Source organism: Terrisporobacter glycolicus ATCC 14880 = DSM 1288 (assembly GCF_036812735.1).
Taxonomy (GTDB): Bacteria; Bacillota; Clostridia; order Peptostreptococcales; family Peptostreptococcaceae; genus Terrisporobacter; species Terrisporobacter glycolicus.
Genome location: NZ_CP117523.1, coordinates 3,839,477 through 3,865,027 on the forward strand (window position 1 = coordinate 3,839,477; position 25,551 = coordinate 3,865,027).

The window sequence follows — 25,551 nt, forward strand, 5'->3', positions numbered from 1 at the left end:
TATGAGCAGAAAATATGCAGAAAAAGAATTGCTAATATTTGATGGTTTTAAAAAAATAATCACTGATAACAGTAATATTGAAAATATTAAGGTGTCTGATATTGCAAAAGCTGCTGGAATTGGAAAAGGTACAATTTATGAATATTTTAAAAGTAAGGATGAAATTATAGCAAGATCAATAATTTATAATTTTAAAATAGATATTATAAATACTATAGAAGCTATAAAAGAAGTCTCTACTTTTAAAGAGCAGTGTAACCATTTATTTCATTACAGCATTAGCAGCGGAAAATTCATCTTTCCCTCTTTAAGAATATTATATAATCAAGTTATTCCAAAAGAGTTAAATAGTATACTGCAAGAAGATTTTGAGGAAATTTTAGAGTTGAAAACTCAACTTTATAATTTATTGGATTATGTAATTAATACTGGAATAGATGAAAATATTATTAATAAGGATTTAAGCAGAGATTATCAAAGATATGTACTTATAAGTTCTTCCATGGGTATTATAAATAAAATCAATGCTAATCACTTTCAACAAATTAATTTAAGTGATGATGATTCTATTAATACGCAAAAGAATTTTGCTTATACTATGATATTAAAATCATTAGCTTAATAAAAAATTTGATTCGCTCATGTCGCCAACGAGATGCCTTCGATATCTCTTCAGGCAACTTCGTTGCTAAAAAACTCCCTCTTAAAACACTAAGAGGGAGTTTTTTACATTTTATATTAATAATGATTTATAAAGCTATCACTTTACTCATTAAAGAATTACTTCTTTTTATAAATAAATCTAGTTCTTCTGCATTTAATTCTTTATTAGCAAGTAGAGCTAAATCTACTATTTGATTACAAATCACATCTATTTCTTCTTTTTTATCTTCATTGTCTTTTAGTGACACTAATTTTTTTACTAATGGGTTACTCTTATTTATAACTAAAGTTTTTTCTTCTTTTAAATCCATACCAAAGTTCATTCCAGCAAATCTAGATTGCATTTCCATCATTCTTCTAGATTCTTCTGATACTAAAATCATAGCTGGTGTTTCTTCATTTTTAAGGCTTTCCACTGAATATTTTTCTACTCTTTCATTTATAACAGACTTGAATAATGAAGTTATTTTTTCATCTTCTTCTTTATTTTCTTCACTATCTTTGTCTTTTAGTACGTCTGATAAATCTGAGTCTATTCTATTAAACTTAGTTCCCATTTCTTTGTATTCTATAAACGAAATAAAGTTGTTGTCTATTGTGCTATCTAGTACAACTGCATTTAATCCATAATCTTTAAATAGTTTAACATATTGAGATTGTTGATCCAGATTATTTACATAGAAAACTTTGTTTTCATGTTTTTCTTTTGCTGCCTCTAAGTAATCTGTTAATGTAATATATTTTCCATCTATATCTTTATATAAGATATAATCTTTTACCTTGTCATAGAAACCTTCATCTTTTAAGCAACCAAACTTGATGAATATTTGTATATCATCCCAGAATTTTTCATATTCTTCCCTATTATTTTTGCATAAAGATTTAAGCTTATCTGCAACCTTTTTAACTATATGTTTAGATATTTTGCTTACATCTCTGTCATTTTGTAAGAAACTTCTAGACACATTTAGTGGTAAGTCTGGACAGTCTATTACACCTTTTAGTAATAATAAGAATTCTGGTATAACTTCTTTTATATTATCTGCTACGAATACTTGATTGTTATAAAGTTTTACCTTACCTTCTACTAGTTCAAACTCATTATTTAATTTAGGGAAGTAAAGAATTCCTTTTAAGTTAAACGGATAATCCACATTTAAATGAATCCAGAATAATGGTTCATCAAATACATTAAATACTTTTCTGTAGAATTCTTTATATTCTTCATCTGTACAATCTTTAGGTGATTTTAACCATAATGGATTAGTATCATTTAATGGTGTTGGTTCAACTTTTTCTTCATCTTCTTTAACTTCTGCATCTTCATCTTCCACATATATTTCAACAGGTAAGAAAGAGCAGTATTTGTTTATTATACTTCTTACTTCATATTCATTTAAAAATTCTTCACTATCTTCAGCTAAGAATAATGTTATTGTAGTTCCTCTTGTAGCTCTTGTTCCTGATGGACTTATTTCAAATTCAGTTCCACCTTCTGATATCCATCTTACAGGGTCTGCTCCCTCTTGGAAAGATAATGTATCTATTTCAACCTTTTTAGATACCATAAATGCTGAATAAAATCCTAATCCGAAGTGACCTATAATATCAGTTTCTTCCATTCTATCTTTATACTTATTGAAGAAGTCTTCTGCACCAGAAAAAGCAACTTGATTTATGTATTTGTCTACTTCTTCTGCCGTCATTCCTATACCATTGTCGCTGAATTTTATAGTTTTATTATTCTTACTTACTGATACTGTAATTTTGTATTCTTCATCTTGAGAATTTTTAACTTCACCAAGGGAAACAAGTCGTTTATATTTGCTTACAGCATCGCAACCATTACTTATTAATTCTCTTATAAAAATGTCTTTATCTGAGTATAACCATTTCTTAATTATTGGAAAAATATTTTCTGTATCAATTGAAATACTACCTTTTGTTATTTCCATGTTTATCCTCCTTAAACTTATACCTTTATAAATTTTAATTATTTTCAAATCACAAAATGCAAGGTAGGGGAATAAATAACCTTGCATTTTAAGGGCTTTAATTTAATTTTAGCATACTTACTATTTATTCCCATTTTAATTATAAAATCTTTTTATTAGCACTGTCAAGTATTGAGTGCTAATAAAAATTAAAATTTTTTATTTCTAATCAATAGTAATATATTTTATCTCTTCTTCTTTTTTTCCTACCTCTTTAGGGAATGTAAGTTTCAATATTCCATTGTTAAAACTTGCTTTTATATCTTCTTCTTTTAAATTTTCTCCTACATAAAAACTTCTTGAACATTTTCCACAATATCTTTCTCTTCTTATATAGTTTCCTTTTTCATCTTTATCTTCTTTTGAGGTATTCTTTTGTGCTGTTATTGTCAAATATCCATCTTTAAGTTGAGCTTTTATATCAGATTTATCATATCCTGGTAAATCCATGTCAAGTATATAGTTATTATCTTTTTCTTGTATATCTGTTTTCATAAGTTTTGTAGTGCTACTATTTGTAAAGAATGGATCTTTGAACATGTCATCAAACATATTATCAAATAAACTAAATCCTAAATTGTTATTCATTGGTACTAATTTCATAATCAATTCCTCCTTACATTTATCTCATTACTTTGCTTAAGTAAAAAGATAAGTTTAAATTTTAATATTATTTTTTATTTACTATGATTTGTTCTTTGTTTGTTTTCTTACTTATTATTATAATCATTTTGTTAGCACTGTCAAGTATCGAGTGCTAATTTTTTTAATTTTTTTACAATGGTTATTATATTAATTGTCATATAAAAAATGTGCTCAAAAATAAGCCTATATATAAATAGACTTTTATTAATAACTCATAATTTATTTTTATAAAAAAGAGCAATAACTTGTCTGCTACTGCTCTATTTTTTATCATCTTATAACTTGTTAGTTATATAGTTTGTCTTTTTCCAAAATATCTTATTAAAGACATTACAATTGGCATAAATACAACTAATAGACTTATTAATAAAGTTGAATATAATACGGGTGTTCCCAGAATATTATAAGTACTAGGATTTACAAACATACCTTCTATTTTAATAGCTTCTGCTAAGTTTATTTCCCTAAATACCCTTCCTACTGAATCCATTGGGATGAAATTTCCAAAAAATGCTGGAATATAGTACAAACCTAAACTTAATAATAGAGCTATCATATTATTTTTTACTAATAATGACATTAACATAGTTACTAAAGAATATAATATTGCGCCTATAAAACTGATTCCTAATCCTGTTATATAAAAATCAATAACTCTCATGTCGAAAGGTGTATTTGCATAGTATTTGAATAACTCTAAAGGTGCATTCCACCCTCTAAAATCATATATTAAGGCTCCAATCATATGTACAACATTGATTATAATAAATATTGTTGCTGTGAATATTAAACCGGTTATCATCTTAGATAAAACCATCTTATTCTTTCCATATTTACAACTTAACATTATTTGTGCACTATTGCTTTGATATTCATCACTAAATATTGCTGCTAATCCTACTGCTATTAGCGTTGTTATCAATGTTGCTATTGATCTAAAATCTGCAGTTTTTAACCACCCATGAGAAAAATAAAATTTTGATTCTTCTACATTCTTCACTTTTTTATATATAAAATTAAGATTTTTATATTCATATGTATCTGTTTTATTTTCATTTTTTAATTTATTCATTTCATCTTTCATTTCATCTACTGTATAGAGTTTGTTATTTATTATATATGCGGAATATGGCGGTCTCATTGTATCGTATAGATAATTCATATAAACAATTTCTTTTTTAGTAAGTTTTTCTCCCCTACTTTTCTTTTCTTTTAAATCATTTATCGTCTTTTCTGCCTTAATCGCACTTTCTTCTGTAATAGCCTTTCCTTCGTACTCTTTCATAACACTATATACATCCTCTATATGATCTACCCCTTGATATTTAACATATACACTTTCAGCAACTACATTAAAAATTCCCAATAAAATAGTTAATAACAAAACTATGCGTACTGACTTTTTAGAAAATATTTTATATAACTCAAATTTTATCAAATCTAGCATTTCAAAATCCCCCCCTATATACTGACACTTTCATTAAAATAATATAAAAATACATCTTCTAAATTTGGCTCTTCTTCTATGTATTTAAATTTATTTATATTAGGCTTCTTATCTCCAACTACTCTTACGTTAATCCCACTGTTATTTCTTATCATACTAGATATTTTAAACTCATTTTCAACTTCTTCTAAATCACATTCATTAACACTTAGTGTGTAAACCTTACCTCTAATAGTATATAAAATATCCTCTAATGAAGATTTTTCAACTAGTTTCCCATCTTTCATAACAAGCACTTCGTTTGCTATAAACTCTATATCAGAAACTATATGTGTTGATAGTATTACTATTTTTCCTTTAGATAATTGAGCTATTAAGTTTTTAAATCTTATCCTTTCATTTGGATCAAGACCTGCTGTAGGTTCATCTAATATAAGTATTTTAGGGTCATTTAAGAGAGCTTGTGCAATTCCTAATCTTTGCTTCATACCTCCTGAAAACTTTCCTATTCTTCTTTTTCTATCTTGTTCTAAATTAACAAATTTTAAAAGTTCATCGACTTTACTTTTTTCAATATTTTTATCTACACCTTTTAATGCCGATACATAATATAAAAATTTTTCTGCTGTAAAATTTTTATAAAACCCTATATTTTGAGGAACATACCCTATTAAATCTCTATACTCAGCTCCTAGCTTACTTTTACTTTTTCCATTAACTAAAATATCTCCACTACTCGCACTAGAAACGTCTGCAAGTATTCTCATAAGAGTTGTTTTTCCTGAACCATTTGGTCCAAGTAAACCATATATTCCACTATTTAAAGTTACGCTAAATTTATCAACAGCTATTTTATCTTTAAATTCTTTGCTTATATTCTTTATAATAAGTTCCATAAAATCCCCCTAAAAATCAAATGTTCTAGTATCTATACTATTAATACTTTTCTTATAAAATAATTTCATTGATACTAATGTAAATATTACAGATATACACAAAATCATAAATGTATTAATATGAGTTATATCTGCTATTGTTTCATACACGCTAATACTCATTGCACCTAAAATCCATATTGATATACATAAGGCAATACTGTTTATACTTCTGTAGAAAGAAGTAATAATTAAAGATATTGATCCTATAAAAAATATAGGAATTAGCCATATGCTAATCATTTTTATTAAATTTATTTGTGAGTAAGCATTGTTTAAAATAAGACTCATTGTGATGCTTATTAATACAGAAACTACATTTATAATTATTAACCTTGAGAAGACAATTTCTCTTAAAGAGTATTTATAACTAAGCTCCAACTCCCACACATTTTCTTCTCTTCCTTTTATTATTTCAAATATTCCAATCAAGATTGGTATAGGTGCAATTATAGTTGCACTCAAATATACACTTAAATTTAATCTTGTTGTAGTTATAGTTCCTACAAGGATTAGTAATAAGGAAGCAATAAAATACACTTTACTGATTAAGCTAAACTGAAATTTGACTAAGCTTATATTTTCTTTTATTCTATCTAAAAGATGCTCCTGTACTTTAACATGCTGCACTTCTTCTGTTGGCATATATGATTTTAATGTATCAATTGTTGAATCTATTTTTTCTTCATCAACCTTATTTACTGCATAACTATCTAGAAAATTCTCTATATCTATTAAATCTGCTTCCAATAATTCTTCAAATTGTTCATCTTCTATGTTTTCACATCTTATGCTGTGAATGTTTAGATTTTTCTTCACATATATCACCTCCAAGTAATTTTTTAAGGTTCTTGATTCCATTGTAAAGCCTTGATTTTATTGTGTTTTCATTGTCTCCAGTTATAGTGCTTATCTCTTTTATTTTTAAATCATTATAGTACTTTAATAAAATAGCTTCTCTCTGAAGTTTTGGTAAATTTTCAACAGCCTCTTTTATTTTTATTGCTTCTTCTTTTTTAGAAATCATATCAATTACATTGGATTTATCTTCTATTTGATAATTTTCTATATCACAATTTTCACTTCTTTGTTTATATGTTTTGCTTTTAAAATAGTCTTTTGTTGTGTTCACTGCTATTTTTAATAACCAGTTTTTAAATTTACCACTATCTAAATTATATTTATCTATGTTTTTCATCATTTTTATAAATACTTCCTGAGTTATATCATAGGATATATTGTAATCATTTGTGGTTCTGTATATATAACTATGAACCAGATCATAATGTCTCTTAACCAGTATTTCCATCGCACTTTCATTGCCTTTTAATATTTCTTTTATTAATTTTTCATCTTTTTGAGCCAAATCATCATCCTCCTTTCACTTATATAACGAGTCGTATTTATAAAAAGTTTTGTTTTTTTAATATATTTAAATTTCTATTCATTATTTTACTATATAAAAAATAAAAAAGATGTACTCTTAAATGATCAAAAATCATTTTAAAGTACACCTTTTTTATTACTAAAGCAATTTTTTAATTAGCATCACTTTAGAATTTATTATTCCATTAATTCATCATTTTCCATTATTATTGGTTTTGCAGCTCTATTATCAGCTGTATTAACATCTAATCGATCCATCAAGTATGATTTTAATTCAGATTTATCTTTAAATTTTGAAACCTGTATTGGTAGGGATGAACCATATTTTTCAACAAATAATAATTCATTTTTTGTCTTAATCGAAATACCTACATGCCCTATAAATACCTGCTTATCTTCTGGATAGTGTAAAAATCCACTTACTATAGATACTGTTGGATTATCTACAAATGATATTTTTCTATTTTTCCATTCTTTTTTTATGGATTCTACAAGTTTATTTGCATCTTTTGAGTTCTCTACAGGTATAGATGCATAAAGATTAATAAATTTATCAACATCTTCTTTACTAAAATTACTTATAGGATTATTTTCTATTGCATCCAAATCAAACATCAAGTTACTATTTTCATCTTTAGATTTTCCTTCGGATTTAATATAGTCCTTAAATATTGTAAATGCCGTTAATCTACAATTAAAATCTGAATAATTTAATTTATTATAATTCCACTTTTCCCCTAAATAAGCATCATCATAGGGCACCTTTAAACTTCCTATTGATGCGTATCCTTGTTTTGATGTATCTAATTTTTTTATATTTGATATTTTGTTATAGTTTTGAACCAATTTGATGAAATAATCAGCTTGTTTTTTATCTATTTTATTTTCTATCAATATATCTCTTACTTCATTTTGAGTTTTCTTATCTATCAAATTAGAATATATAAGATTCGGTTCTTTTTTATTATTATCATTGTTGCTATTATTACTAATGTTCTTACTTGAACACCCTGTCATAATTAATACTGCTGATATACCTATTGCTATTATTTGTTTTATCACCTTTAAAATCCTCTACTTTCTTATTTCTTTAATGTTTAACTTATGATTATGATAGCTTATAGATATACTATTTTTGTAATTAATATGTTTAAAAGTTGTAAAATAGTTGACTTCAAATTCAAATTTTTTTGATTTTTTATCCTATTATGTTTTCCATTGCGTATTCAATAATTCTTTCAACGTAATCCATTAACAATAGTTATACCTTCTACTGCAAAGTATAAACCATTTTGATTGTATTCTATATCGTAAGTTACCTCACCATTTAAATCAACATATTTACTTTCTATTTGACAATTTTCAAGTAGTTTCTTAAATACGTCTTAACTGTCAACGAATTTATCTTCTCCATAAGATACTACTACGTTGTACATACCTACAACTTCTGTTCTTTAGAAAACTCTTGTTAAATCATAATAACAGTTTGTATCGTGGAATGCTGGTGTAAGTAATATTTTCTTTACAATAGTCGTCAATGGCTACACCCTCTGTTTTTTCGAGGAGTTATCTACTATAGACTAAATACTATTTGCACTTATTCTACAATAGTTAGCTCCTTTTTAATAACATGTTGATTATAATCTAACTACATTAGTTATAATTTTTAATTGTTTCTCTATATCTTCAGGTAGTAACATTTTTATTATCCCATATACCTTTTATATAGTTCTACCATCACTAATATTTATAATGTTATCAGCACTATTAGCAATTTCATTATTATGAGTTATCATAACTAATGTCTGTTTATATTCATCTACACAAAATTTTAGTAATTCCATGACTTCATCTGTAGTTTTACTGTCTAGATTTCCAGTAGGTTCATCTGCAAATATTATTGAAGGTTTATTTGCCAGTGCTCTAGCAATTGCTACCCTCTGTTGCTGTCCACCTGATAGTTCATTAGGAAATTTATTCATTTGAGATGCTATCCCTAATTTAACTATTAAATCCTCTATATACTCTTCATCTATCTTTCCTCCACCTATTGAAACAGGAAGAGCTATATTATCATAAACATTTATAACAGGTATTAAATTAAAACTTTGAAATATAAAACCAAACTCTTCTCTTCTTATTTTTGATAGTTTATCATCCTTTAGAGTATATAAATCTAAGTCATCTATAAGCACTTTTCCAGAGGTAGGTTTATCAAGTCCAGCCATACAGTGAAGTAATGTACTTTTACCTGATCCACTTTGTCCAACTATAGCTGTAAATTTACCAGGTTGTACTTCTAAATCTATACCATTTAATGCATATACTTTATTATCATTTTTTCCATATATCTTTTTTATATTTTTTATAATTAATTTTTTCATAATTCAATTCTCCCTTACATTTATCTTATACTTTCTAAACTTAGTCATTTTCTGAAATTCCCTCTGTTATTGATGTTCCTTCTATCTTATCTTTAGATAAATATACTGCAACAAATCCAATAACTATGAAGATTGCAAATAGTATAAGTATCTGATTCCAAGGAATGTTAAACTCCATAGTTCTTTCAAAACCTCCTACTAAAAGGCTTTTATTAGCGTTAGAAATTCCTATATACTGATATAGTGTTGCAATTACAGCTCCTATTGTAGATGCAACCAATCCATAGAATTCACTTTCAATTATTAGAGTCTTTTTAATATCCTTAATACTCATACCGATAGCTCTTAGAGTTGATATTTCTTTTTGTCTTGCAATAATATTACTTCTCATAATAAAAATACTGTTCACAGAAAGTATAAGTAAAATTAAGCACTGATATATTATCAAAAGCCTATCCTCTGAACTTTGTTGTGCCCCATAAAATTTCATATCTTCACCCTTACCACCTATTGATGAAAATGAATAATCCTTTATTAACTTCTCTAATTCCTTTTCCACTGGGTACAATTTACCTTTTTCAGTAGTTACATAAAGTTTATTATGCTCCCTTTGGTTTGTTAATTCTTTATAGTCATCTTCTCTAAATATAACTTGTGCCCCAACTACACCAACATTTCCATCCTGAGATGCTGCATAATTTTCATTCATAATTCCGCTAACTTCAACCTTAATTGTTTCATACTTTTCAATATTATCTTTGTATACTGGCAATTTTATATCAATAACGTCTCCCACTTTTACATCATTCATGACCTTAGCTGCATAGGAATGAGTAACTAATGAATAAGTGTTGTTTACTAATATAACTTTTTTATATTTACCTTCTTTAGTATTTATCAAGTTTTCTCCCTCTTCAATAAATGCCTCTCTACTCTTTAACATGTCATCACTATAGCCTCTTATAAGAAGTGAATATTCCTTATTATCCTCTGATGTTCCTCTTCTATTTAACTCATCCTCATATGCTTTTGAAATTTGATCTTTAGAAAGCAAAATATGTCCGTCCAAGTTAAAAAAGTTTGGTTCTATACTTTTTACTCCTTCCATATTTTCAACTTTTTTTATCATATTTTTATCAATTTTATAAAATAAACTCTCCGTACCACCCAAATTACCACCTATTGTTTTGTCTACACTGCCATAAGACATTCCAAAAATACCACCATTTATGCCTGCCTCTATGTTAGTTTTTAGTGTATCTTTTAGGGCAAAACTAAATATAAACATGGCTCCAACCATTGTAATTGCAATCATAGTTATAATAGTTCTAGGTTTATTTCTCCATATATTCCTAATTGCAATACTTCTAATCATATTTTTATGTGTTCGATTTGTTTTGATGCCTTTACCTTTTGATTTCTTTTCATATTTCTCACTACATCTGATTGAATCAATTATGGACATCTTTGATGCTTTTCTAACTACTATAAAACTACTTATGGATACTGATAATGTTGAAACTACAAAAGAATAAATTATGCTTAAACTTCTTATAGTCAATGTGGAGCTGTATCCATATACTAATCTAACTCCCACATATGATAATATGCTTCCAAGTAATACACCAATTAAAGTTCCCACAAGTATATATATAAGACTAAGCTGAGTAAACAGAGCTCTAATTTTTTTCTTTGACATACCAATTGCTCTCATAAGTCCTATTTGTATTACCATATCCTGTAGTATAATGTTGAAAATATTATATATTACAAGAGTAGATACAAAAACTAAAAGTATCATCTTCAAAATATTTGTAATACTCATATTAGACATATATTTTAATTGCTTAGCTGCATTAACTTCAGTATTTTCATGCAAATAATCCCAGCTAAGATTTAGTTCCTTTTCCATTTTTCTTAAAAACTTAGATGTGTTTTTTTCTGACTTAAGAAATATTATTCCTTTGTATGTTTCTTTAATTTTTACTGGAAGACTTGACTCTTTATATATAAAAGCTTGAGACTTAACTCCTCCAATTGAACTAGATAATGAACTGTAATACCTGTCTGGTTTTTCAATCACACCAACAATTTTAAAAGTTTTATTTTTACTCTCAATTTCATTAGCTCCATTGTCATCCATATACTTATTTATTAGCATCAAATCAATATTTTTATTTAATGGATCACTTATTCCCATTTGCTTTGCTACTTCTTTTTCTATTACTATTTCCCCATCTTTTCTTGGTTCTCGACCTACCATTTTATAGTTAAGGGAACTTATAAAATCTTCATCAAAGGAATTTAAATCAAGTTTAACACCATTTTCCTTATTAACTGATTCACATAAATATTGAACCTTACTACTTTTCTTTACCTCATTATCATTTTCTAGTTGTTTAGCTTTATCTATATCAATGCCTTCAAACCATACTTGATAATTTCCATGTAAATCTTTTGCTTCTTGTATTTGAGAATCATATCCTGAATCCCTAATTACATTCATAGAAAAAATAAGCATAACTGAAAGTACTATACTTGATAATAATGCTACTGTTTTTCCTTTTTGTTTTTTCATATAAGATACTGCTAGTTTAAATGTAATCAAATCTTTCCCTCTCTTTCTTTTTTGCTCAAAATTCGCTTCGCTCATGTCGCCAACGAGATAGCTTCGTTACCACTTCAGCCAACTCTGTTGCTCAAAAAAAATGCTACCTTTCTTATATCAAAGGTAACATTTCTAAAATTCATGTTCAATATATGTCCGACAAGTGGTATTTTTTTACCGACAACTAGCATACTAATATCTGTTCTTATGGTTTATTAACTGAAAATTTCTATTTAATTTTTATTCAACTGGTATGTAGATACTGACAACAAAACTATACTCACTATCTTTAACTTTTAATTCTCCATTGTATTTTTTTATTGAAGATTTTATACTTTCCAATCCTATTCCGTGAAGAAATTTATCTTTTTTAGACGTAAAAATCTTATTATCTTTAAATAGTACTTTATTAATCTTACTATTTTCACACCTTACTACAAAATACCCTTTTATAAAGGTACTTTTTATAGTTATGTATTTTTCCATATCATTATCGATTTTGTTGCAAGCCTCAATTCCATTATCTATTAAATTTGAAAATATGCTACTTATATCAATCATCTCCATAAATTCACATTTACTAAAATCTACGCTCACATTAAAATTAATATTATTTTTTATACAGTCCTTACTTTTTTCATGGAAAATAATATCTAAAAGTACGTTTCCACTATTGTAAATATTTTTACTGCTTTGCACTTCATTTTCTATATTATTAATATATTTATCTACATCTTCATTTCCATCTTTCAAATATTTTATATTTTTCATATGGTTATTCATATCATGATATACTTGTTTCATTTTTTCTTGCGATTCTTTAACCATAAGATAATATTTGTACTGCATATCTAATTTTTCATTAACAAATTGCATCTTAGCTTTTTCTTTTTCTGATTTTACAGAATTCAAGAATATGGACATTAGTATTATATTTATTATAAATATAATGTAAGGAAACACTGACTCCATAAAAGCTGATATTTTAACAGTATTGATTATGTTATTATATTCAATGTTATTTTTCATCACTATATTATACAAATCATTTATTTTTCTAGTTGATATATTTACAAATATAATTATAAATATGTTGATTATAATAGTTAAACCTATATATAAAAAGTACTTATTTTTATTATATAGTTTTTCTAATTTATCAAAGAAATAAACACCTACAAAAATAATCAAAGAATTTACCCCAAGATTTAATGCTCCTATACCCTCAGATAGATAATTGGTAGTCATAGATAAAATCCAGAAAATGCTACATTCTATCAAAATATAAACCAAACTATACATTACAGAGTTGATAAAAGATTTTTTTGTATTTATTTCATATATAATCTTAGAAATCAAAAATAGTAAAAGTATTATTGGAATTAGAACCCATAGAGATACCCCTCCAAAAGGAATACCCATCATTATAGAAAATATGGTTAATATTAAAATTAATATAAAAGAAATATTAAGCTTAAACTTATATCTATATCCTTTTCTATTCATCAATATAAAAAAGCAATATATAAATATAATCATATTCATAATACATAAAATCTTATAAAAATCTAACATAATTTATCCTCAATCAAGTCAAAAAATTTGTCTTTTGTTTCTTTAAATCTATATCTGCTTATTGGAACTTCTTCTTTATTTTCAAGTATGGCAACATATTGCTTTATACTTTTTATATAATCTAGATTTACTAAGTAACTCTTATGGCACCTGAAAAATCTACAACAATCTATTTCTTTCTCAATATTATTCATTGTACCCTTTATTTCATAAATCTGATTTAGCGTATGTATTGTTATATCTTCTTTTTGAACTTCTATATAGCTTATTTCATTTATATCTAATTTAATTCTATTTCCTTCTTCTTTTATAAGGATGTATTTATTTTTTATATCTATTTCTTTTATACAATTTATTATATTATTTTTCAAATCATCATATTTTACAGGTTTTATTAAATATCTGTAAGCCCTTACCTCATAACCTTCTAGTACATACTCTATCAATGATGTAATAAATATAATTTCTACTTTATCATGTAATTTCCTAATTTTTCTTGCAGTATCCATTCCATTAATTTGACCCATTTGTATATCTAATAAAAGTATATCCGTATCTTTTGGATAGTTTTCAAGTAATTCTTCTCCCGAATTAAATACTCTTAGTTCATATAAAATAGATAATCCATCAAATATCTCTTTTATATATTTTTCCAACAATTCATGTTGTTCTTTTTCATCTTCGCATATAACTATTTTTATCAATTAATTACACCTCATATAAATCTATATTCCTTATATTATAAGTTCTCTCTAATTCATAATATCATTTATATTGTAAAGTATAAATCTTTTGAATTGTAATTTGTATTATAAATTAATATAGAATACTCTAAGCTACTATATTTTTTAATCGTATAGCATTTTTGTTATCATATGGATAATATAAAAATAAGAACTAACTATCTATTCAAAATACTTTTAGTATATTTTCAACAGTAATTAACTCCCTATTACTTAATTTTATTTAAAATAGTTTACCCCAAACTCAAATATATTTTGATATTTTGATCTTTTTCACTACATGTTCACCAATGATTTAAGGGTGACCCTTCTTGCCAAATATTCTAATATTATGACTAATTATTACACAGTTTCTTAATTAAATATATTTTTATTAAGTAGCTTATTTATTACCTTCTTTTGAAAAAAAGTATGCAGCTAAGGTTAATAAAACAATCCCTAAAATTCCACTAAAAAATGTAGCAAATTTAGATAAAAATGATAAGTCATATATCCATTTATCACCTAGGGTTATAAATACAATATCTGGATTCTCTAAAACATAAATTATCTTACTTAGTAGTATAGTTATCGGAAATATTAACAAGGATATTATCCCTAGTGTGAAAAAAGTTAATGAAACTCTTTTCTTTTCTGTATTGTTAGTATTCAAATTCATTGTTTAACCTCTTCCACTTGGTCCATCTCTCCATGACCCATATTTATAATAAATTTAATATTTTCTTGAATTGTATCATATTTAATATTTTACATCCACAGTTACTATTCGACATTTTTTGCAAAAATAAAGCTGTGATACTATTTTTAGTACCACAGCCATTCTATCAATCCTATTTGAAATAGTTTACTCCAGATTCAAATATCTTTTGATCCTTTTCACCTATTATATTTTTCATCACATGTTCACCAATTCTTTCAGAGTGACCCATCTTACCAAATACTCTACCATCCATACTAGTTACACCTTCTACTGCAAAGTATGAACCATTTGGATTGAATTCTATATCATATGTTGCTTCACCGTTTAAGTTAACATATTGGGTTGCTATTTGACCATTTTCAAGTAATTGCTTAAATTCTTCTTCATTTGCAACGAATTTACCTTCTCCATGAGATACTGCTACGTTGTGTATATCTCCTACTTCTGTTCCAGCTAGCCAAGGAGATTTATTAGAAGATATTCTAGTTCTTATAATTTTAGCTTGGTGTCTTCCTATATTGTTATAAGTTAATGTAGGAGCATCTACTGACGTTTCTCTTATTTCTCCATAAGGTACAAGTCCTAACTTGATTAATGCTTGGAACCCATTACATACACCTAACATTAAACCATCTTGCTTAGTTAAGAATTCATTTAAAGCCTCTGCTATTTTAGGATTTCTAAATACAGTCGCTATAAATTTACCTGATCCATCTGGCTCATCACCAGCACTGAATCCTCCTGGCAACATTATTATTTGAGAAGTTTTTATTTCATTTACTATAGTTTCTATAGACTCTTCTATATCTTTGTAAGTTAAGTTTTTGAATACTTTTACACTAGCTTTAGCTCCTGCTCTTTCGAAAGCTCTTGCTGAATCGTACTCACAGTTTGTACCAGGGAATGCTGGTATAAATACTTTTGGACTAGCTATTGAAGAAACAGATTTTGCTCTTTCACCAGTTGTTACAAAGCTTATAGTTTCTATTTTGTCTTTAATTTCTTTAGCTTTTGTTGGGAATATTGGTTCTAAAGTACTTTCGAAAGTTTTGTATAATTCATTTAAAGATATTCTTTCATCTTTAACTAATATACTTGGTCCTTCTAAAGTTCTTCCTACTACTCTATAGTTGTATCCATCTAATAAAGCTAAATCTTCTTCATTTATTTCTAGTAACATATTTCCATAAGCAGCATTAAATAAACTTTCAGTACATACGCCTTCTTCTACTTTCAATCCTATTCTATTACCAAATGCCATTTTTGCTATAGCTTCACCTAATCCACCATAACCTAAAGCATAAGATGCTAAAACTTTTTTATCTTGAATTAAAGTTCTCACTTTGTCTAAGTTTCTTTTTAACTCATCAAAGTCTAGTACATCATTTTCTAATTTATTAGTTATTAACTCAATTACTGTTGAATTAGCTTTTTTAAATTCAGGAGATACTACATAATCAGCATCTACTGTATCAACTGCAAATGAAACTAATGTTGGAGGCACATCTATATCTTTGAACGTACCTGACATACTGTCTTTTCCACCTATTGCAGGTATTTCTAATTTATTTTGAACATAATATGCTCCAAGTAAAGCAGCAAACGGTTTACCCCATCTAGTAGCATCTTTTCCTAATTTTTCGAAGTACTCTTGTAAAGTAAGTCTAGTTGTTTTGTAGTTACCACCTATTGCAACTAATTTACAAATAGATTCTACTACTGCATATAAAGCACCATGGAATGGACTCCATTTTCCTATTTTAGGATTATATCCAAATGTCATTATAGTTGAAGTAGTTGTTTCTCCTCCTAGTACTGGTATTTTTGCAACCATACCTTGTGCTGGAGTTGCTTGATGTTTTCCTCCAAAAGGCATTAATACAGTGTTTCCACCTATTGTGTTGTCGAATTTTTCAACTAAACCTTTTTGTGAACATATATTTAAATCAGCTAAAGCTTTTTCAAATTTTTGTTTCATAGAGTTTGATTCACATGAAACATTACCTTTTGTAAAGAATGTTTCTTCTTCATTTACTTTGTTAACATGAATATCAGTCGTTTGTTTTATTCCATTTGTATCTAAGAATTCTCTTTTTAAATTAACTATTGTTTGGTCTTTCCAAGTTAATCTTAAATATCCTGTGTCAGTTACTGTTGCAACATGAGTTGCTTCTAAGTTTTCTTCTCCAGCTAGTGCTATGAACTTTTCTTTGTTTGATGGATCTATTGCAACTGCCATTCTTTCTTGTGATTCAGATATAGCAAGTTCTGTTCCATCTAATCCGTCGTATTTTTTAGGAACTAAGTCTAAGTTTATATCTAAACTGTCAGCTATTTCTCCTATGGCAACACTTACTCCACCTGCTCCAAAGTCGTTACATCTTTTTATCATCCTAGCAACTTCTTTATTTCTAAAGAATCTTTGGATTTTTCTTTCGTTAGGAGCATCACCTTTTTGAACTTCTGCTGAACAAGTTTTTATTGATTCTTCACTATGTTCTTTTGATGAACCAGTAGCTCCTCCACATCCATCTCTTCCTGTTTTACCACCAAGAAGAATTATTATGTCTCCAGCTTCTGGTCTAACTCTCACTACATTTTCTTTTGGTGCTGCAGCTATTACTGCCCCAACTTCCATTCTTTTTGCTACGAAATCTTCATCATAAACTTCAGCAACTTGACCAGTAGTTAAACCGATTTGGTTACCATAAGAACAGTATCCATTAGCCGCTTCTGTAGTTATTTTCTTTTGCATTAACTTACCTGGTAATGTATCTTCTAAAGATGTTCTAGGGTCTGCACTACCTGTAACACGCATTGCTTGATATACGTAACTTCTTCCTGAAAGTGGATCTCTTATAGCCCCACCTAAACAAGTAGCAGCTCCACCAAATGGCTCTATTTCAGTTGGATGGTTATGAGTTTCATTTTTGAACATTACTAAGTATTTTTCAATATTTCCATCCACATTAACATCCACGTTTATAGAACAAGCATTTATTTCTTCACTTTCATCTAAGTCTTCTAACTTTCCTTCTTTTCTTAATTGTTTCATAGCTATAGTTGCTATATCCATTAAACAAACGTCTTTATGTCTATCAACATAAACTGTACTTCTTGATTGCAAATACATATCATAAGCTTCTTTTATTATGTCATTGTATTTCCCATCTTCTATTTTAACGTCTTCTATTTTAGTCATAAATGTAGTGTGTCTACAGTGATCTGACCAATAAGTATCAAGAACTTTTATTTCTGTTATAGTAGGGTTTCTTCTTTCTTCATTTTTGAAGTAGTTTTGAACATGTTGTAAATCAGCTAAAGTCATCGCTAATCCTTGATTATTTAAGAAGTTTTCTAATTCCCCCACTGAATAATCCACAAATCCATCTAAGATTTCCACAGCTGTTGGTACTTCAACTTCCATTGCTAAAGTGTTTGGTATTGTTAACTCAGCTTCTCTACTATCAACTGGGTTTATGCAGTATGCTTTTATTCTTGCAAAATCTTCATCACTTATATTTCCACTTAATATATACATTTTAGCTGTACTTATGTTTGGTCTTTTACCATCATTAACTATTTGTATACATTGAGCTGCCCAGTCTCCTCTTTGGTCATATTGGCCTGGCAAGTATTCTATAGCAAATACTTTATCATTTTCATTTATATCTTGTACTTCATCATAAGAAACTATGTCTAAGTTAGTTTCTGAGAATATAGTTTTTGCTGCATTTTCAAAAACTTCTTCGTTTAGATCTTCCACATCATATCTATTTAAAACTCTTATGTTTTCTATTGTATCTATGTGTAAACTTTCTATTAAATCCTTTTTTAAACTTTGAGCTTCTAAGTCAAATCCTGGTCTTTTCTCAACTAAAACTCTTCTTACAGTTCTTTGTAAATCCATAGTGTTCATTAACATTCCTCCAAATTTGAAAATTTATTTCCATATATCTTTTCTATAATGCATTCCTTCAAAGTTTATTTTTTTAATATTTTCATAAACTTTATCAGATGCTTCTTTAACGGAACTTCCTTTTGCAGTTATTCCTATTACTCTCCCACCGTTTGTCACTATGTTATCTTTATCAAACTTAGTTCCACTGTGAAATACAACTATATCTGAATCTAAATTTTCAAGCCCTGTTATTACTTTCCCTTTTTCATAGGCTTCAGGATATCCTCCTGAAGTAAGCATTACACATATTGCTTCTTCTTTTGAGTAATTTATTTCTATATTTTTAAGATTGTTATCTATGATTGCTGTCATTATTTTGCTTAAATCAGTATTTAGTCTAAATAATACTGACTGAGTTTCTGGGTCCCCAAATCTTACATTGTATTCTAAAACTTTAGGTCCTTCTTCAGTTATCATAAGACCAACGAATAGAATTCCCTTGTACTCTAAATTATCTTTTTTAAATCCTTCTAAAGTTTTATCTAAGATTTTTTCTTGGATTTCTTTAGCTAGTTCATCTGTATATATTTCACTTGGAGAGAATGTTCCCATTCCTCCAGTATTTAATCCAGTTTCATTTTCAAAAACTTTCTTGTGATCTTTTGCACTTACCATAGGAACTATAGTATCATTATCTACAAAAGCAAGAATTGAAGTTTCCACACCTGTTAAAAACTCCTCTATTACTATTTTGTCTCCTGCGTGACCAAATTTATGGTCAGACATCATTTCTTTTAAAGTTGCTATAGCATCTTCTCTATTTTCTGGAATAACAACACCTTTACCAGCTGCTAAACCGTCTGCTTTTATAACTACTGGATATCCAAATTCATCTATTTCAGCCATTGCTTTATCTAAATCTGTATATTCTTTGTATTTTGCAGTAGGAAGATTGTGTCTTATCATAAACTCTTTAGAGAAAGCTTTACTTCCCTCTAAGTTCGAACATTTTTTATTTGGCCCAAATACTCTTAAATTTTCTTTTTCGAACTCATCCACAATACCTGCTACAAGAGGTACTTCTGGTCCTACTATAGTTAAGTCTATTTTATTTTCTTTAGCAAATCGTAATAAAGCGTCTATATCGTTATCTCCTATAGTTACACACTCTGCCACATTAGCTATTCCTGCATTACCTGGTGCACAATATATTTTTTCCACATTAGATTCATTGCTTAACTTCCAGCAAATAGCGTGTTCTCTTCCGCCACCACCAACAACTAAAATTTTCATCCTTTACACCTCCTAGTGTTTGAAGTGTCTTATTCCTGTAAACACCATTGTCATCTCAAATTTATTACAAGCATTTATAGAGTCTTGATCTTTCATTGATCCTCCTGGTTGAACTATTGCTTTTATTCCTACTTCATTTGCAAGAGTTACACAGTCATCAAATGGGAAGAATGCATCTGAAGCAAGTACTGCACCTTCGAAGTTTTTATCTTGGTTGTTTTCTATTGCATTTTTTAATGCCCATATTCTTGATGTTTGACCACATCCTAAAGCTAAAGTTTCTCCATCTTTTACTATAGCTATAGCATTTGATTTCATATTTTTAACTACTTTCATTCCAAATTCCATATCAGCTAATTGTTCTTTAGTCGGTTCAACAGTTGTTACTGTTTCATATTTTGATGCTAAAGTAGTATTTTTATCTTGAATTAATAATTTTCCATCTAAGTATTTCATATCATAAGGTTGTAAGCTATCTTCTAACTTAGCTAATTTTAAAACTCTTAAATTTTTCTTTCCTCTTAAGATTTCTAAAGCTTCTTCTGTAAAGTCATAAGCTACAACTATTTCTAAGAATATTTCATTTAGTTTCTTGGCAGTTTGTGCATCTATAGTTGATGTTATTCCTAGGATTCCTCCAAATATAGAAACTTTATCTGCTTCATAACACTTTGTATACGCTTCATAAGCATCTTTTCCAAGACCTACACCACATGGATTAGTGTGTTTAATTGCTACTGAAACTACTTCTTCGCTATCTTTAAATTCTCTCATTAATTCTAAACAACCATGTAAATCATTTATATTATTGAAAGATAATTCTTTTCCATTTAATTGTTCAAAGTTTAATATTGGGTTTTTAGCGTTAGGTTGGCTATATAAAACACCATTTTGATGTGGATTTTCCCCATATCTTAATGTTTGTTCTTTTTGGAAAGTTAAATTTAATATTTCTGGATACTCATCCTTAACTTCTCCTGCAAAGTAACTTGATATAAGAGCATCGTATCTACCTGTTGTAGAGAATGCTTTGTAAGATAATTTTTTTCTATCTTCTAAAGTTAAGGAATCACTTTTTAATTTTTCTATTATCATAGGGTAATCATTTACATCTACTATTACTGCCACGTCTTTATAATTTTTAGCAGCAGAACGTATCATAGATGGTCCACCTATATCTATGTTTTCTATCATTTCTTCATGAGATTTTCCTGCTTTTAAAGTTCCTTCAAAATCATATAGATTTACAACTACTAAATCTATTGAGTTTATGTTGTGTTCATTTACAGTTGCCACATGATTTTCATTATCTCTTTTATATAAAATTCCACCATGTATATATGGATTTAAAGTTTTTACCCTTCCATCTAATATTTCTGGGAACTTAGTTACTTCATCTATTTGTATAGCTTTTACACCTTGTTCTTTTAACATTTTAAAAGTATTTCCTGTAGATATTACTTCATATCCTAATTTATTTAATTCTGTACAAAACTCTACTACTCCAGTTTTATCTGTTACACTTACTAATGCTCTCTTAATCATTTATATAAACCCTCCTACCTTGAACAGTTAGCTTATTTTCACAGAACATTGCTATACTTTTTGCAAGTATTTCATGTTCAACTTCAAGTACCCTTGATGCTAATTTTTTTGCGTCATCATCTTGTTCTACTACTACTGTTTTTTGCATAATTATTGGACCTGTATCTGCTCCTTCATCAACGAAATGAACTGTTGCTCCAGTTACTTTTGCTCCATAATCAATTACACCTTGGTGTACTTTCTCTCCATAATATCCCTTACCACAAAAAGCTGGTATTAGTGATGGATGAATATTTATTATTTTATTTTTATACTCATTTACCAGTTTAGGACTGATTATTTTTAAATAACCAGCCAAAACTACTAAATCTATTTTATTTTCTTTTAATATTTCAATTATTTTATCTTCTTCATTTTCAAAAACAGCTTTTATATTATGATTTTTAGCTCTTTGAAGTCCGAAAGCTTCTGATTTGTTAGAAATCACTACTTTTACTTCACCATTTATAGTTTTATTTTCACAATTATCTATAACAGCTTGTAAATTAGTTCCTCCACCTGAAATTAGAACACCTATTTTTACCATAGTTCAACACCTTCATGATTATCTACAACTTCACCTATTATATAAGCTTTATCTTTCATTAATTCAGTGTATTTTTCATCTATTTCAACTTCATTTTGTAAATTGTTATTATTGATATAATTAACAACATCCTGTGCTTCGTCTTTATCAACTACTAAGACTAAACCTACACCCATGTTAAAAGATTTATGAAGTTCTCTTTTGTCAACCATATCAAGCTTTTCTACCATTTCAAATATAGGTGGTTTTTGCCAAGAATCAGTTTTTATGTTTAACCCTAATCCTTCTGGTATAACCCTAGTTATATTTTCTATTACTCCACCACCAGTGATGTGAGCTATAGCTTTTATATTTTGTTTTTCAATTAAGTCTAAAACTAATTTAACATATATTTTTGTTGGAGTTAAAAGTGCTTCACCTAAAGTCATTCCTAACTCCTCTTTATAATCATTTAAATCCCATTTTAAAGTATCTAAAAATATCTTTCTTACAAATGAAAATCCATTACTGTGTACTCCACTTGATGATATTCCAATTAACACATCACCTTTTTTAACATCTTTTCCACATACTATTTTTTCTTTATCTGCTATACCAACAGCAAATCCTGCTAAATCATATTCATCTTCAGTATACATTCCTGGCATTTCAGCAGTTTCTCCACCTATTAATGCACATCCTGACATTTTACATCCATTGGCAACACCTTCAACTATTTTGTCTATATGTTCAGGAACTAATTTTCCTATTGCTATATAATCTAGAAATAATAATGGTTTAGCACCTTGGCAAATTAAGTCATTAACACTCATGGCAACTAAGTCTATACCTACCGTGTCATGCTTATCCATCATTTGAGCTAATTTAAGCTTCGTTCCAACACCGTCTGTTGCAGCAAGTAAAACTGGTTCTTTCATAGTTAAAAAGTCTTTTAAACTATATAATCCACTGAAATTTCCTAAGTCACCTATTACGTTCTTATCATAAGTTCCTTTAATTTTATTTTTTATTAAGCTTACAGCTCTATTTCCTTCATCTATATTTACACCTGATTGTTCATAAGTTAGCATGATGTTGCTTCCCCCTTGTCTATTTTCTTAACTGGATAATCTCCATCAAAACAAGCTTTGCAGAAGTTAAATGGTTCATCAACTGCGTCTAGCATTCCTTCTATATCTAAGAATTTTAAAGAGTCACATCCTATATACTCTATCATTTCTTCAATAGTTTTATTTGATGCTATCAGTTTAGATCTGTTTGGTGTATCTATTCCGTAATAGCAAGAATATTTAACTGGAGGTGATGTTATTCTTAAATGTATTTCTTTTGCTCCAGCTTCTCTAAGTGATTTGACTAATAATTTAGATGTTGTTCCTCTAACTATTGAATCATCTACTAGAACTATTGATTTTCCTTTTATAACTCTTGATAAAGGATTAAGCTTTATCTTAACTCCTAATTCTCTTTCTTCTTGAGTAGGTTTTATAAATGTTCTTCCTACATATCTATTTTTTACTAAACCTTCAGCTACTGGAATTTTGCTAGCATTTGCATATCCTATTGCACCTGGCCACCCTGAGTCTGGTACTGGAACTACCATGTCTGCATTTATAACATCGTCTTGTGCTAGTATTTCTCCTGACTTAACTCTAAATTCATAAGCATTCACATCATCTATAGTTGCATCATTTCTAGCAAAGTAAATATGTTCAAATATACAACTTTTTTTCATTGTTCTATAATTTTCACTGAAATTATATGACCTTAATTCTCCGTCCTTTATTACTACTATTTCCCCTGGTTCCACGTCTCTTATTACTTCCCCACCTAATATATCTATGGCACAGTTTTCTGATGCAAAAATATATTGGTCATCTTTTTTACCTAAAATTAAAGGTCTAAATCCAAACGGATCTCTAACTCCTATTAATTCTTCGTCACTCATAATTACAAGTGAATATGCTCCTTTTATATAGTCCATTGTAAGTTTTAAACTTTCTACTATATTCCCCTTATAGTATCTAGCAAGGATATAAAGGATTACTTCTGTATCAGAATTACTTGTAAACATATATCCATCTTCTTCAAGCATATCTTTTAATGTTTGAGCATTTACTAAGTTTCCATTATGAGCTAATGCAAGTCTTCTTTTTCTTACACTTCCTACTAATGGCTGGCAATTAGCAAAAGCACTACCACCTGCTGTTGAATATCTAACATGAGCTATTCCCATATTACCTTGTAATTGTTCTAACTTTTTAGGTGTAAAAACATCACCTACAAGTCCCATATCTTTGTAATAGTTTATTTCTTCCCCATCAGATACTGCCATTCCACAACTTTCTTGTCCTCTATGTTGTATAGAATATAATGAATAATATAGCTGCTTTGATATGTCTTTATCTTTAGAGTAAATCCCTACAACTCCGCACATGTGAAATCCTCCTAAATTATTTATTTAACCTTGCTAGTACTTCTTCATAACCTTGAACTAAATCTCCAAGATCTCTTCTAAATCTGTCTTTGTCTAACTTTTCATTAGTATTTACATCCCAAAGTCTGCAAGTATCAGGAGATATTTCATCTGCTAATATTACTTTTCCATTTACATCTTTTCCAAACTCAAGTTTAAAATCAACTAGTTTTAAATCCATTTTTAGGAAGAATTTCTTCATTATTTCATTTATTTTTAAAGTTTGAGTTCTTAAAAAATCTATTTCTTCTCTAGTCGCTAATTTTAATGCAACTGCATGATCATCATTTAATAGTGGATCTCCAAAATCATCATTTTTATATGACATTTCAAATATCGGTGTGTCTAACACTATTCCTTCTTCTACTCCATATCTTTTACAGAATGAACCTGCTGTGATATTTCTTACTATTACTTCTAGCGGTAATATTTCCACTTTTTTAACTAGCATTTCTCTATCAGATAGGCTTTTTATGAAATGTGATTCTATTCCTTCTTTTGCTAACTCTTCAAACATAATAGTTGAAATTTTATTATTTAATATTCCCTTTGAAGCTATTTCTGCTTTTTTCTCTCCATTAAATGCTGTAGCATCGTCCTTGTAATAAACTATAAACTCATTTTCATTCTCTGTACTAAATATTTGTTTCGCTTTTCCTTCATATAATAACAT

General features: G+C 28.1%; 21 protein-coding genes. 1 reads left to right on the forward strand and 20 read right to left on the reverse strand.

The window, feature by feature from the left end:
- Position 1 precedes the first annotated feature (1 nt).
- Positions 2–622: a TetR/AcrR family transcriptional regulator gene (locus tag TEGL_RS18640; RefSeq protein WP_018590050.1), complete on the forward strand. Its 621-nt coding sequence runs from the start codon at positions 2–4 to the stop codon at positions 620–622.
- A gap of 127 nt (positions 623–749) precedes the next feature.
- Here TEGL_RS18640 and htpG read toward each other — a convergent pair whose 3' ends face one another.
- The 20 genes from htpG to purC form a co-directional block, all read right to left on the reverse strand.
- Positions 750–2,618, reverse strand: a complete 1,869-nt coding sequence (gene htpG, locus TEGL_RS18645; RefSeq protein WP_018590049.1) for a molecular chaperone HtpG — start codon at positions 2,616–2,618, stop codon at positions 750–752.
- A gap of 204 nt (positions 2,619–2,822) precedes the next feature.
- Positions 2,823–3,260: an Hsp20/alpha crystallin family protein gene (locus TEGL_RS18650; protein WP_018590048.1), complete on the reverse strand. Its 438-nt coding sequence runs from the start codon at positions 3,258–3,260 to the stop codon at positions 2,823–2,825.
- A 331-nt stretch (positions 3,261–3,591) separates the two neighbouring features.
- On the reverse strand, positions 3,592–4,749 hold the full coding sequence (locus TEGL_RS18655) for an ABC transporter permease subunit (protein WP_018590047.1): 1,158 nt from the start codon (positions 4,747–4,749) through the stop codon (positions 3,592–3,594).
- A 14-nt stretch (positions 4,750–4,763) separates the two neighbouring features.
- Complete coding sequence (locus TEGL_RS18660) at positions 4,764–5,645, reverse strand: ABC transporter ATP-binding protein (RefSeq protein ID WP_018590046.1); 882 nt, start codon at positions 5,643–5,645, stop codon at positions 4,764–4,766.
- A gap of 9 nt (positions 5,646–5,654) precedes the next feature.
- Positions 5,655–6,503 (reverse strand): hypothetical protein, encoded by an 849-nt coding sequence (locus tag TEGL_RS18665; RefSeq protein WP_018590045.1) that lies wholly within the window; start codon positions 6,501–6,503, stop codon positions 5,655–5,657.
- The gene (locus tag TEGL_RS18670; protein WP_018590044.1) at positions 6,466–7,050 is read right to left on the reverse strand and encodes an RNA polymerase sigma factor; all 585 of its coding nucleotides are present in this window, start codon (positions 7,048–7,050) and stop codon (positions 6,466–6,468) included. Before TEGL_RS18670 ends, TEGL_RS18665 begins: the two co-directional genes overlap by 38 nt.
- A gap of 197 nt (positions 7,051–7,247) precedes the next feature.
- On the reverse strand, positions 7,248–8,132 hold the full coding sequence (locus TEGL_RS18675; RefSeq protein ID WP_018590043.1) for a DUF4300 family protein: 885 nt from the start codon (positions 8,130–8,132) through the stop codon (positions 7,248–7,250).
- A 176-nt stretch (positions 8,133–8,308) separates the two neighbouring features.
- Positions 8,309–8,422 carry a hypothetical protein gene (locus tag TEGL_RS19845; RefSeq protein WP_146053502.1) on the reverse strand — a complete coding sequence of 38 codons (114 nt, stop codon included), beginning with the start codon at positions 8,420–8,422 and terminating at the stop codon, positions 8,309–8,311.
- A 369-nt stretch (positions 8,423–8,791) separates the two neighbouring features.
- Entirely contained in the window at positions 8,792–9,454 is a 663-nt protein-coding gene (locus TEGL_RS18680; protein ID WP_018590042.1) for an ABC transporter ATP-binding protein, read from the reverse strand.
- Between the two features lie 40 nt (positions 9,455–9,494).
- Entirely contained in the window at positions 9,495–12,107 is a 2,613-nt protein-coding gene (locus TEGL_RS18685; protein WP_242827293.1) for an ABC transporter permease, read from the reverse strand.
- A 195-nt stretch (positions 12,108–12,302) separates the two neighbouring features.
- Positions 12,303–13,568 carry an ATP-binding protein gene (locus TEGL_RS18690; protein WP_338460371.1) on the reverse strand — a complete coding sequence of 422 codons (1,266 nt, stop codon included), beginning with the start codon at positions 13,566–13,568 and terminating at the stop codon, positions 12,303–12,305.
- Between the two features lie 62 nt (positions 13,569–13,630).
- Positions 13,631–14,341 carry a LytR/AlgR family response regulator transcription factor gene (locus tag TEGL_RS18695; RefSeq protein WP_018590039.1) on the reverse strand — a complete coding sequence of 237 codons (711 nt, stop codon included), beginning with the start codon at positions 14,339–14,341 and terminating at the stop codon, positions 13,631–13,633.
- A gap of 421 nt (positions 14,342–14,762) precedes the next feature.
- Positions 14,763–15,038, reverse strand: coding sequence for a hypothetical protein (locus TEGL_RS18700; RefSeq protein ID WP_018590038.1), 276 nt, complete (start codon positions 15,036–15,038; stop codon positions 14,763–14,765).
- A gap of 172 nt (positions 15,039–15,210) precedes the next feature.
- Positions 15,211–18,999: a phosphoribosylformylglycinamidine synthase gene (locus TEGL_RS18705; RefSeq protein ID WP_018590037.1), complete on the reverse strand. Its 3,789-nt coding sequence runs from the start codon at positions 18,997–18,999 to the stop codon at positions 15,211–15,213.
- A 24-nt stretch (positions 19,000–19,023) separates the two neighbouring features.
- Positions 19,024–20,274 carry a phosphoribosylamine--glycine ligase gene (gene purD / locus TEGL_RS18710; protein ID WP_018590036.1) on the reverse strand — a complete coding sequence of 417 codons (1,251 nt, stop codon included), beginning with the start codon at positions 20,272–20,274 and terminating at the stop codon, positions 19,024–19,026.
- Positions 20,275–20,286: 12 nt separating this feature from the next.
- Positions 20,287–21,819 carry a bifunctional phosphoribosylaminoimidazolecarboxamide formyltransferase/IMP cyclohydrolase gene (gene purH, locus TEGL_RS18715; protein ID WP_018590035.1) on the reverse strand — a complete coding sequence of 511 codons (1,533 nt, stop codon included), beginning with the start codon at positions 21,817–21,819 and terminating at the stop codon, positions 20,287–20,289.
- The gene (gene purN, locus TEGL_RS18720) at positions 21,812–22,405 is read right to left on the reverse strand and encodes a phosphoribosylglycinamide formyltransferase (protein WP_018590034.1); all 594 of its coding nucleotides are present in this window, start codon (positions 22,403–22,405) and stop codon (positions 21,812–21,814) included. The genes purH and purN overlap by 8 nt, the downstream gene beginning before the upstream one ends.
- Complete coding sequence (purM, locus tag TEGL_RS18725; RefSeq protein WP_018590033.1) at positions 22,399–23,475, reverse strand: phosphoribosylformylglycinamidine cyclo-ligase; 1,077 nt, start codon at positions 23,473–23,475, stop codon at positions 22,399–22,401. The genes purN and purM overlap by 7 nt, the downstream gene beginning before the upstream one ends.
- Positions 23,469–24,839, reverse strand: coding sequence for an amidophosphoribosyltransferase (gene purF / locus TEGL_RS18730; RefSeq protein ID WP_018590032.1), 1,371 nt, complete (start codon positions 24,837–24,839; stop codon positions 23,469–23,471). The genes purM and purF overlap by 7 nt, the downstream gene beginning before the upstream one ends.
- 16 nt (positions 24,840–24,855) lie before the next feature.
- Complete coding sequence (gene purC / locus TEGL_RS18735) at positions 24,856–25,551, reverse strand: phosphoribosylaminoimidazolesuccinocarboxamide synthase (protein ID WP_018590031.1); 696 nt, start codon at positions 25,549–25,551, stop codon at positions 24,856–24,858.